10 protein-coding genes are annotated in these 10,812 nt (G+C 56.6%); 4 read left to right on the top strand and 6 right to left on the bottom strand.

The window, feature by feature from the left end:
- The first annotated feature begins 119 nt into the window (after positions 1-119).
- Together G583_RS0102185 and G583_RS0102180 are read left to right on the top strand one after the other, a co-directional pair.
- Positions 120-566 (top strand): acyl-CoA thioesterase, encoded by a 447-nt coding sequence (locus G583_RS0102185; protein ID WP_022869560.1) that lies wholly within the window; start codon positions 120-122, stop codon positions 564-566.
- A 15-nt stretch (positions 567-581) separates the two neighbouring features.
- Positions 582-1,793: an acyl-CoA dehydrogenase family protein gene (locus tag G583_RS0102180; protein ID WP_022869559.1), complete on the top strand. Its 1,212-nt coding sequence runs from the start codon at positions 582-584 to the stop codon at positions 1,791-1,793.
- On the opposite strand, the gene G583_RS13725 is transcribed toward G583_RS0102180, so the two are convergent.
- Together G583_RS13725 and G583_RS0102170 are read right to left on the bottom strand one after the other, a co-directional pair.
- Positions 1,790-2,968 (bottom strand): MalY/PatB family protein, encoded by a 1,179-nt coding sequence (locus G583_RS13725; protein WP_022869558.1) that lies wholly within the window; start codon positions 2,966-2,968, stop codon positions 1,790-1,792. The two genes, G583_RS0102180 and G583_RS13725, sit on opposite strands and share 4 nt — an antisense overlap.
- Positions 2,969-3,095: 127 nt before the next feature.
- The gene (locus G583_RS0102170) at positions 3,096-3,776 is read right to left on the bottom strand and encodes a DNA alkylation repair protein (protein ID WP_022869557.1); all 681 of its coding nucleotides are present in this window, start codon (positions 3,774-3,776) and stop codon (positions 3,096-3,098) included.
- Positions 3,777-3,926: 150 nt separating this feature from the next.
- On the opposite strand from G583_RS0102170, the gene G583_RS0102165 reads away from it, so the two are divergent.
- Positions 3,927-5,273 carry an MFS transporter gene (locus G583_RS0102165; RefSeq protein WP_022869556.1) on the top strand — a complete coding sequence of 449 codons (1,347 nt, stop codon included), beginning with the start codon at positions 3,927-3,929 and terminating at the stop codon, positions 5,271-5,273.
- Positions 5,274-5,354: 81 nt separating this feature from the next.
- On the opposite strand, the gene hpaD is transcribed toward G583_RS0102165, so the two are convergent.
- From hpaD to G583_RS0102145, 4 genes are read right to left on the bottom strand one after another with little or no spacing between them, the layout of a single operon-like run.
- Complete coding sequence (gene hpaD / locus G583_RS0102160; RefSeq protein ID WP_022869555.1) at positions 5,355-6,518, bottom strand: 3,4-dihydroxyphenylacetate 2,3-dioxygenase; 1,164 nt, start codon at positions 6,516-6,518, stop codon at positions 5,355-5,357.
- A gap of 32 nt (positions 6,519-6,550) precedes the next feature.
- The gene (gene hpaE / locus G583_RS0102155; protein WP_022869554.1) at positions 6,551-8,050 is read right to left on the bottom strand and encodes a 5-carboxymethyl-2-hydroxymuconate semialdehyde dehydrogenase; all 1,500 of its coding nucleotides are present in this window, start codon (positions 8,048-8,050) and stop codon (positions 6,551-6,553) included.
- Between the two features lie 19 nt (positions 8,051-8,069).
- Positions 8,070-8,744: a GntR family transcriptional regulator gene (locus G583_RS0102150; protein ID WP_022869553.1), complete on the bottom strand. Its 675-nt coding sequence runs from the start codon at positions 8,742-8,744 to the stop codon at positions 8,070-8,072.
- Entirely contained in the window at positions 8,745-10,223 is a 1,479-nt protein-coding gene (locus G583_RS0102145; RefSeq protein ID WP_022869552.1) for a fumarylacetoacetate hydrolase family protein, read from the bottom strand.
- A gap of 396 nt (positions 10,224-10,619) precedes the next feature.
- On the opposite strand from G583_RS0102145, the gene G583_RS0102140 reads away from it, so the two are divergent.
- Positions 10,620-10,805, top strand: a complete 186-nt coding sequence (locus G583_RS0102140) for a hypothetical protein (RefSeq protein WP_022869551.1) — start codon at positions 10,620-10,622, stop codon at positions 10,803-10,805.
- Positions 10,806-10,812: the final 7 nt, after the last annotated feature.

The following is a 10,812-nucleotide window of genomic DNA, read 5'->3' as shown; positions in this document are numbered from 1 at the left end:
TAGCAGAGGTGTTGCCTTGTGGGGAGGCCCAAACTGTGGGAGTTTTTCGTAGTGGTTTTGGGTGGCAGAATAGCTGGAAAATAGCGCTGACAGCCAGAGAAAACAGGGAGCAACGCCACATGTCTGATTACCAAGAAATTACGTCGTATGCCACGGACATTGAGGTGCAGATTCGGTGGTCGGATCAAGATGTCAACGGTCACGTCAATAATGTGCGGATCATGACTCTGTTTGAAGAGGCCCGGGTTCGTGCCATGCAGCAATGGACCGGAGCGACCCCTGATGGGACAGGCTATCGACGTGCTGTCCGCGCGCTCACCACAACGTACGATCGCGAAGTACAGTACGGGCGCCAGACGACGATCTGGGTGTGGATCTCACGTATCGGCAACACCTCGTTCGTTGTGAGTCATCTGCTGGTCCAAAATGACCAACCGTGCGTCTACACAGAGACGACCATGGTCGTTGTTGATACTGTCACTGGTAAGCCCAGACCGCATGATGCTGCGTACCGCCGGGAACTAGAAGACCACGCGGGTCCGGCATACTCCGGTGACCACGCCTAGGAGAGGACATACACATTGGTAGCAACCAACGAGCTCATCGATCACCCGGATTTCTTCATGCTCGACAATGAGCTCAGTGTCCAAGAGATTGCACTGCGCGATAAAATCCGTCAGTTCGGCATCGAACATGTACACCCTGTGATCAACGAACACTGGGAACGCGCAGAGTTCCCCTACGAGATTCTGCCAGCGCTCAACGACATTGGCATTGTGGGCAGCTTCGTCCAGGGATATGGAGCTCCAGGATTTTCACGTCGTGAAGCAGGTCTGCTGGCGAGGGAGCTTGGACGAATTGATGGCTCGGTTTGCACGTTCTTGGGAGTGCACGCCAACCTCGCGATGGGCTCCATCTATTTGCTTGGCAACGAGGAGCAGCGCCAGCGCTGGTTGCCAGATATGGCAAAGCTCGACAAACTCGGTGCGTTCGCGCTCACGGAACCCAATCATGGATCTGACTCGGTGGCGTTGGAGACCGCCGCCCGCCGCGACGGTGACTCGTGGATTCTAAACGGTCATAAACGCTGGATTGGCAACGGGCACATTGCCGATGTGACGGTAGTGTATGCACGCGACGAGGCCGACGGCGAAGTGAAGGCATTCGTTGTCGAAAAACTCGAAGGGGAATATCCAGCGGGATACAACCCCGTCGTCATCGACGGGAAGGTCGGCAAACGCTCAATCCTGCAGGCTGATATCACAATCGACAATGTGCGGGTCCCTGATGCAAACCAACTGGAATTCGGGCAGTCGTTCAAAGACGTCAACCGGGTCCTCCAGGCAACTCGTGGCGGCGCTTCGTGGGAAGCACTCGGCCATGCCATGGCAGCGTTCGAACATGCTTCACGCTATGCACTGGGTCGCGAACAGTTCGGTGCACCAATTGCCCACTATCAGCTGGTGCAAGAAAAACTGGCGACCATGCTGGCAGATGTCACCACCATGCAACTGATGTGCATGCGTTTAGCCGAGCTGCAAACCCGAGGTGAAGATAACCAAGCGATTGCATCGATGGTCAAAATGGTCACGTCCCGTAAAGCGTTAGCAGTATGCCGAGAAGCCCGTGACATGATGGGCGGCAACGGCTTGCTGTTGGAAAACCATGTGGCTCGTCACCTGACCGATATGGAAGTCATCTCCACGTATGAAGGAACTGACTCGATGCAGGCGTTGATTGTGGGTCGTGCCATCACCGGCAAATCAGCATTTACGACGAAACGTCGCGCCTAAGCCGTTGGTGGCCAGGCGGTCCCCATCGCTGTGATGATGCGTTGAAGCCGTTCGGCTGAGGTCCCCATATTCAACCGGGCATAGCCTTCACCTACCGCACCGAAGCGCGTGCCTGGATTGAGAGCGACGCGCGCTTCGCGCAAGAAGTACTCGGAAGGCTCCTCCTGCAGATCGGTATCTCGGAAGTCCAGCCAAGCCAAGAAACTTGCTTCGGGAGGATGGAAATTGACCCCGGGGAGATGATCAGCAAGCAACTGGGGGAGCCGCTGCGTCTGGGCGGCAAAGTGTTCGCGTACTGTGTCGAGCCAGTCGCGCGACTGGCTGAAGGCTGCTTCGGTGGCCAAAATGCCCCAGAACCCCGAATCGGTTAGCGAGGTTTTGGCATCTAAGTCATCCGGCCACGGGCCCGTGGTGTAGCGTACGGCGATTCCGCATTTCAGTCCCGCGAAATTCCAGGATTTTGTTGCGGTGTGAATCGCAATACCGGTTTTGGCGGCGGCCTCAGAGACCGTGAGCCAAGGTGAGAAGTTCACACCCTGGTAGACAAGCGGTGCATGGATCTCATCGGAAAGGACGACGGCGTCATACCGTTCAGCCAAGTCGGCTAATTCGGCCAGTTCCTGGCGGGAAAAGACTCGACCCAGCGGGTTATGCGGATTGCACAGCAGGATGACCTTGGTGCCAGCTTTGAGGCCTGCTTCAATGCCGTCTAAATCGAAAAAGCCGCCATTGGCAACGTCCGTTAACGGAACTTCCACGGGGCGGACACCACCCACATCGAGCCAATCGTAAAAACGGTTATAGACCGGCGGCATAATCATCACCGAACGATCTGTTCCTGCGTAGTGGCGCATTAGTTTCGCCGCGGCGCTGGCCGCATCGACGTGGATGCTCACCTGATTCGGTGCTATCTGCCAATCCCAGCGGTCCTGCGCGAAATCGGAAAACGCTTTCGTAACACCCTCGGCCGAGCCGGGGTAGCCGGCATCGTGGCGAGTGATGGCACTTTGTAAGGTGTCGATGATGGCCGGGGCGAGGTGGACATCCATCTCGGCAACCCAGGCGGGTAAGACGTCAACATCGACGTTGGACCATTTGAGGCTTGCACGTTCACGCAAACGCTCATCTGATATATCAAAGAGTTCGTCAGCTGTGGGATGTGGTGAATGCGTCATGGGCCCAACGATAGATGCGTTGTTGCCAGAACGCGAGGGTTTTCGCAAGCCAGTTGTATAAGCCTATGGTCGTGCGGGTTGCAGTGGACTTCAAACGTAATATGAACCAGCCAGACAGCTTCGGTGATTATTGGCGGGAGACCATTTCGTTGATCCACGCCGGGGCATACGGTGATGTGCAGTTTGGGGGAGTGGGGTAATCCTTGAGTACTTCGAGTCGTTCACCAATATCCAGTGCTCGAGCGCGATGTTCCGGGTGGTGGATGCCAATGCTGGCTAAACACTCATTCATAGCCCACTGAAGTTGAGCAGGGGCCTGCTGCATTTCGCCTTCGATCATATCGAGGAGCTCATCCAACTGCAGATGCGCAGCATCCTTGGCAACGGCAGCACTGGTCAGTGCCCAGCCGGCGCTTGCGACAACCTCGTCTGGATCACCCATCCATGCCAGTCGTCGGTTTTCGGCCTCGGGGTTCTTTTTCAGAATGTAGCTGACGAGCCAGTCGTGGACTTTTGGTACCCGAGCCTCACGCAGCATGGTGTCCAGTTGCTCGGCGGTGTACTTCTTGGGGCTGCTAATTAATAGCGCAACAAGCCGTGCCTGGGTGTCGCCGGTGTCCCAGAGTTCTGCGGCAAAGTCGTGCTGCGTTTTGAGTCGCTTGGCGATAGCCCGAAGCTTCGAGAGGTTCACGCCGATATCGTTGCCGTGGCGTTCATTGACGGCACGGGCTTTGGGATCTTCCAGCTCAGCCAATTCCGTCAGTACTTCATCGACAGAAACTTCGGGTGGTGGTGTGCGCGTGGCCAAGAGTCCTCCAATATACGGGGTATGAGTCGCAGTCTACCGCCCGCAACCACTGTGATGCGCCGCAATTGATCGAGTGTTCTGCGACATGTACTATCTATGAGCATAGGTAGTTTTTGTGATGCGCGATACAGCGGAACGGAGAACCGGGTAGTGGACCTTCGGGAAAAAATCGACTCGACCAAGATGACCGGGTACCAGTGGCTCATCATTGGGATCTGTACGTTATTGAATGCGCTGGATGGTTATGACGTCCTGGCCATATCATTTGCCTCGAACCAAATCACCGAGGAATTTCAGTTATCTGGCCTAGCGCTGGGACTGCTCATGAGTTCAGCCCTGGTCGGCATGGCCATCGGGGCGCTTTTTCTAGGGCCGGTCGCCGACCGGATTGGTCGCCGCAAGATGACGATCATCGCCGTGGTCATGAATATCGCCGGGCTCTTGCTCTCAGCCACTGCTTCGTCAGCTTTCCAGTTGGGGATCTGGCGCGTCCTCACCGGTCTTGGGATCGGTGGTATTCTCGTTGGGACAAATGTCATCAGCGCTGAATTCGCATCTCGAAAACGACGCGGTCTGGCCATCGGTATCTATGCCGCCGGCTACGGTATTGGCGCCTCTGTGGGTGGTACCGCGATGGTCGGACTCATCAACGCGTTTGGCTGGCGATCGGTCTTCCTCGCCGGAGGCATTGCGACCGCACTTGTCTTGATACTTGTCGTGTTGCTGTTGCCGGAGTCTCCGTCATTTCTGTATTCGCGTCGTCCTGCAGGGGCGCAGCGCCGGATCGACACGATCGTCCAACGGTTGGGATACCGTGAGAAATACGACTTGGACGCCGTTGGACAGCCAACGAGTACCGAGTCGAAAACCAGCATCATGGATCTGTTCAGCCCAGAGAACCGTCGGGTGACCTTCGTGATCTGGACGGCGTTCTTCGTCATTATGTTTGGCTTTTATTTTGTGAACTCGTGGACGCCGCGACTCATGACGACAACCGGACTGAGCGAGACCTTGTCAATGTTCGTCACCGTTGCGCTGACCCTCGGGGGAGCCATCGGTTCGGTCTCCTTTGGGCTCTTTACGGCCCGCTGGTCGACCCGAACAGTCCTGACCTGGTTTACCGTGGTTGCCTCGGTATTGATGATGATCTTCATCTTTACCGCCCAGATCCTCGTCTTGGTGTTGCTGCTTGGCCTGCTGGTCGGGGTATTTATCAACGGCTGTATTGCAGGGCTCTACGTGTTGACGCCGCAGTCGTATTCGGCTGCCCTACGTTCCACCGGGGCCGGATGGGCGATTGGTATCGGCCGGATCGGCGCCATTATCGCTCCGACGGTAACCGGCGCGCTACAAGATCAAGGCTGGACTCCGCAAGCCATCTATATTCTGGTCGGCGTCATCATTCTGCTGGCCACGGCGGTGCTCTTCGGTATGCGCGGCGCCAACGTGGAAGCAAACCATCGGCCGCAACGGGTCGGTTCAGACGCCACCAACTAGAACCCAATTAAACGACTGATGCCTGCGAACCACAAGGTTCGCAGGCATCGTCGTATGCTCACACGTTAGTGTGTCGCAGCCTTAGAGCTGGTTGCCGAGTTTGAACTCGCCCTTCTTCCAGTCTGGCATTTCTTCTTCATCGTCTGCACGAGTGTAGGAGAAACCATCGGCGCCGATGGTAACTTCCATTTCGCTGTCGTGCGTACGTTCAACGACTTCCTGTGGGTTACCGTCCAGGTCCAGAACCAATGAAGCATCGGTGTACCAGGAAGGTACAACCGGGGTGCCCCACCAGTCACGACGCTGGTTGTCGTGCACGTCCCAGGAAACAACAGGGTTGTCTGGGTCGCCGGTCCAGTAGTCCTGGGTGTAAATTTCTACGCGGTGACCGTCTGGGTCACGCAGGTAGAGGTAGAACGCGTTGGAGACACCGTGGCGACCTGGGCCGCGTTCGATGGCATCCGACTGGCGCAGTGCACCGAGACGGTCACAAATCGCTAGGATGTTGTGCTTCTCGTGCGTTGCGAAGGCTACGTGGTGCATGCGGGGACCGTTGCCACCGGTCATTGCGGTGTCGTGCACGGTTGGTTTACGACGCATCCAAGCAGCGTAAACGGTCTCGCCGTCTGCAATTTCTTCGGTGACGCGGAAGCCGAGATCCTGCATGTAGGCGGCAGCGCGTGGCACATCTGGGGTGACCTGGTTGAAGTGATCGAGACGGACCAGGGCGCCTGGTACGTGCAGATCGTAGCGCCATGCGAGGCGTTCCATGTGGTCGACGTCGTAGAAGAACTCGTATGGGAAGCCCAGTGGATCTTCTACGCGCAGTGAGTCGCCGATACCGCGGACGAAGCCATCTTTACGACGCTCTGTGCGGCAGCCCAGCTCTTGGTAGAAAGCTTCGGCTTTGTCGACGTCTTCTGGTGAACGTACACGGTAGGAGAATGCACCGACGGCAGCAACCGGGCCTTTTTTCAAAAGCAGGTTGTGGTGGATGAATTCTTCCGAGGAGCGAAGGTAGATCTCGTTGTCATCTTCGTGGGATACGTGGAGTCCCAAGACGTCAACATAGAATTTGCGTGAAGCGGCAAGGTCAGTGACCTGCAGTTCCATGTACGCTACCCGCAATACATCCGGAGCTTCGGCTTTCGGGGTTGGGACAGGGTTGTCCGAGTTTACTGACGCGTGCTGTGACACGTAGAAGCCCGAACTGGTTTTGGTGCGTTTGTTTTTATCAATCTTCATGATGTTCCTTCGGTTATGGTTCCAACCAGGTTTTACTGTTGACCGAATACTGGGTTGTGTACTTCGCCCAGGTTGATGTGGACTGCCTGCTGATCGGTGTAGAAGTCGATCGAGCGGTAGCCACCTTCCTGACCAAGGCCGGATGCCTTAACACCACCGAATGGGGTGCGCAGGTCACGAACGTTGTTGGAGTTGAGCCAGACCATACCGGCGTCAACGTTGTGCGCGAAGTTGTGGGAGCGCTTCAGGTCATTGGTCCACACGTATGCGGCCAGACCATACTGGGTGTTGTTCGCCAGTTCGAGGGCTTCCTCGTCGGTGTCGAACGGTGTGATCGCAACAACCGGCCCGAAGATTTCTTCCTGGAAGATGCGTGCATCTGGCGCAACGTCGGCGAAGACGGTTGGCTGCAGGAAGTTTCCTTCTGGGAATTCTTCCGGACGGTCACCACCGGCGACCAGGCGTGCTTCTTCTTTACCGATCTGGACGTAGGACCAAACCTTGTCGAAGTGCTCTGGGTGAACCAGTGCACCAACTTCGGTTTTCGGGTCGCTTGGCAGACCGACTTTGACGTTGGCGGCCTGGGCTGCGTAGCGCTCGACGAATTCGTCGTAGATGCTGCGCTGGACCAGGATGCGTGAGCCGGCGGTGCAACGTTCGCCGTTCAGGGAGAACACACCAAAGACGGTTGCGTTGATCGCGGCGTCGAGGTCGGCGTCGTCAAAGACGATGGCTGGGGATTTGCCACCCAGTTCCATCGAGAGGCCCTTGAGGTATGGTGCAGCGTTGGCCGAGATGAGCTTACCGGTGGACGATTCACCGGTAAACGAGATCAATGGCACATCTGGGTGCTTGACCAGTGAGTCACCAGCGAAGCCTTCTTCGCCGTAGCCGTTGACCATGTTGAAGACACCGACTGGCAGGCCAGCTTCTTCGAAGATGCCTGGCCACAGGGAGGCCGACAGCGGGGTGAATTCGGCTGGTTTCAAGACCACGGTGTTACCGGTTGCCAGAGCTGGACCGAGTTTCCAGGATTCCAGCATGAACGGGGTGTTCCACGGGGTGATCAGACCGGCAACGCCCTTTGGCTTGCGGTTGACGTAGTTTGCCTGACGACCTGGCACCTTGAAGGCGTTGTCGTGCTGGGAAACGATCAGGTCGGCGAAGAAACGGAAGTTCTCTGCGGCGCGACGAGCCTGGCCCAGGGTCTGGGAGATCGGCAGACCGGAGTCCCAGGTTTCCATTTCGGCGAGTTCCTGCTGACGAGTCTCAACGACGTCGGCAATGTTGTGCAGGATGCGGGAGCGTTCGCGTGGCAGCATGTGTGGCCATGGGCCGTTGTCGAAAGCTTCTTTTGCTGCTTTGACAGCGGCATCGATGTCGGCGACTTTACCGGATGAGGACTTGATGTAGGCCTCGTTGGTTACCGGGTTGAGTACGTCGAAGGTGTCGCCGTCGATCGAGTCGACCCATTCACCGTTGATGTAGTGACGGATTTGATCTGGCATGTTTGCGGGTTTGCCGTTTGTCATGTCGTCCTTTCGAATGTTGCTAAAAATCTATGGTTGTGGATTTCGCATGATGGTTCAGATAGGCGTTCAGGGTATTGAGCCGGTGGTTTCGAGCAGCCGATTCGATGACCGAAAACTCTGCGCCATCGGCGATGAGTGTCAGCAGTTGTTCGTGTTCGGCAACCGAGCTGATGGCCCGTGAAGGCACAAAGGAAAAGGTTGACGAGCGAAGTGCCGCCAAACGATTCCAGCCGCGGTGCACGAGATCGAGGATGTGCGGGTTCTGGTGGTGTTCAAACAGTGCCGAATGAAACTGCTCGTTGAGTTCAGTGAACTTCTCAGGTGCGAAGTCCTGTGCAACGAGTGCTCTCATCTGCTCGTTGATGCCACGGGCTTTCTCCAGGGTCTCATTGGTGACCAGCGGTGCACACTGTGCCGTGGAGTAGCCTTCGGTCAACGCTAGGGTTTCCATGGTGTAGCGGTATTCGACCGGGTCGATACCGGTGACCGTGGCCCCAACGTTGCGTTGAAACTGCACCAGATCATCGGTTTGCAACCGCCGAATGGCCTCTCGCACCGGAACGACCGACATGCCAAGTTCATTGGCAATTGTCGAAAGCACGAGCCGATCACCGGGCTGGTAGTGCCCGGAGGTAATGCCCTCCAGCACATGCTGGTGGGCCTGATCGGCTTTGGAGAGACCATTGGGCTCCATTTAGTTGCTTTGCTCCGCGCGGTACGCCTCGTACTTGGCTTTCCACTCACCCGTTGGTGGGAATAGGCCATCAACGGCAGCACCGTTCTTGACCTGTTCGTAGACCCACTCGTCTTGCTGTTCTTGTTCGAATGATTCGTCGATAATTTCGACGAGCATCTCCGGTGGGACCACGACGACGCCGTCGTCATCACCGATGATGATGTCGCCTGGCTGCACGGTGGTGCCGCCGCAAGCAATCGTGCCGTCCATTTCCCAAGGAACATGACGACGACCCAAAACTGCAGGGTGGTTGCCGTTGGAGTAGACCGGAATGTCTACATCCTGCACGGCCGCGGAGTCACGAACACCACCGTCGGTGATGATCGCGTTTGCACCGCGAACTTTTGCGCGCATGGCCAAGACGTCACCGAGTGTTCCGGTGCCCTTTTCGCCGCGTGCTTCCATGACGACGATATCGTCGTGCTGGACCGAATCCATGGCCTGTTTCTGCTTGTTGAAACCGCCACCGTGTTTTTTGAACAGGTCTTCGCGGTTTGGCACATAGCGCAGGGTTTTGGCGAAGCCCAGGATCTGACGACCAGGGTGCATCGGGGTTGGACCGTCGATGGTGCAGTTGTTGATACCGCGCTTGCGCATGTTGGCAACGATGGTGGCAACGGCGGTCTGGGAGATTTTTTCACGCAGTTCATCGGTCAGAATGGCACGTGGATCTTCGATACCTGCTGCTGCTTTCGAGCCCCAGGCTTCTTCGCGCTGGACGTCGTCAACTTTTGGACCGTGACCGTAGTCGGCCAGGGAGAAGTCGGCTTCGGCAACATTGGAGACAAGACGGCCGGTTGATGGTGCGCCCTGTGCATTTGGTGCATCGACTTCCACTTCAACGACGTCGCCCGGCTGAGCAACCGAGGAGCCTGCAGGAGTACCGGTCAAAATGACGTCGCCTGCTTCAAGGGTCATCATCTGGGAGAGGTCTGCGATGAGCTGGCCAAATGGGAAGACCAGGTCGTCGGTGGTGTCATCCTGGGTGACTTTGCCGTTAACCCAGGTGCGGACCCGCAGCTGGGCTGGATCGATGCCTTCGGCGTCGATAACCGCTGGGCCCAGCGGCGTGTAGTTGTCACCGGATTTGTTTTTGACGTTGGAACCCTTGTCTGCGTGGCGCAGATCGTACAGGCCCCAGTCGTTTGCTGCGGTGATGCCAGAAACGTAGGACCAGCCGTCTTCTGGTGAAACGCGGCGGGCATCTTTACCGATAACCAGCGCGATTTCGCCTTCATAAGCGAGCAGCTCGGTGCCGGCCGGACGTTCAATGGTCGAACCAGTGGCTGCGATCGAAGAAGTGGCCTTCAGAAAGTAGCCTGGGAATTTTGGATTGCGTCCGCGCTGTTCGATGCGGGACGGGTAGTTCAGGTGAAGGGCAACAATTTTGCCCGGACGATTGTGCTTTGCTGAGAAATCGAAAGCAGTGACGTTCATTGAGTCCGTACCTCCATGGGGTTGATGCGTGATCAAAATCTCCTCATACAGATCGTATACGATTTCGGGAGATCTGTGAAATCAGCAGCGGACTTTGCGCCACCGGAGAGCAGTGCGTCTTTCCAAAAACCAGCCTAGAGCTCTCGATTGAACAGCGGGTTGCCGGCCGGTGTGTGGATGCTGGGTGTGCCTGCATTGGCCTTAGGTTTTAGTGGGAATGGATGGTTGAGGCGGTGGTTTTTTCTAAGGAGCCAGTGGCGCTCTTGCGTGTCGTTGGCGAACTTGGCCGATTGCTCGTCGATGAGTTTGGTCAGCCACGCTTTTTCTGTTGCTAGCTAGTTGTAGTTCCTCGGAAGGTTGTAAACACTTGGGGTAGGAAGAAGACCTCCGGTAGAGATGGGGTTTACCACAACGCTCATCGAACCGGAGGTCTTCATGTTCCACCCTAATGTACCATTGACTGCTGAAGGGCGTCGACGTCTTGCTGTGCTGATCGTTGAGGATGGTTGGACGGTCCGCCTCGTGCACATCGGCGATAAGGCCGGGGTATTTTTGGTCAAGCTGCTGGACGTCACTCTGTAACCAGTGA

The sequence above is a fragment of the Yaniella halotolerans DSM 15476 genome (genome assembly GCF_000420805.1).
GTDB classification, from domain to species: domain Bacteria; phylum Actinomycetota; class Actinomycetes; order Actinomycetales; family Micrococcaceae; genus Yaniella; species Yaniella halotolerans.
Note: the sequence above shows the minus strand (reverse complement) of the source record. Positions and strands in the feature narration are given on the sequence as shown.

Coding starts and splice junctions, on each gene's coding strand:
- G583_RS0102185 (WP_022869560.1), top strand. CDS start 120: ATGTCTGATTACCAAGAAATTACGTCGTATGCCACGGACATTGAGGTG.
- G583_RS13725 (WP_022869558.1), bottom strand. CDS start 2,968: ATGACGCATTCACCACATCCCACAGCTGACGAACTCTTTGATATATCA.
- hpaD (WP_022869555.1), bottom strand. CDS start 6,518: ATGAAGATTGATAAAAACAAACGCACCAAAACCAGTTCGGGCTTCTAC.
- hpaE (WP_022869554.1), bottom strand. CDS start 8,050: ATGACAAACGGCAAACCCGCAAACATGCCAGATCAAATCCGTCACTAC.
- G583_RS0102150 (WP_022869553.1), bottom strand. CDS start 8,744: ATGGAGCCCAATGGTCTCTCCAAAGCCGATCAGGCCCACCAGCATGTG.
- G583_RS0102145 (WP_022869552.1), bottom strand. CDS start 10,223: ATGAACGTCACTGCTTTCGATTTCTCAGCAAAGCACAATCGTCCGGGC.
- G583_RS0102140 (WP_022869551.1), top strand. CDS start 10,620: ATGGGGTTTACCACAACGCTCATCGAACCGGAGGTCTTCATGTTCCAC.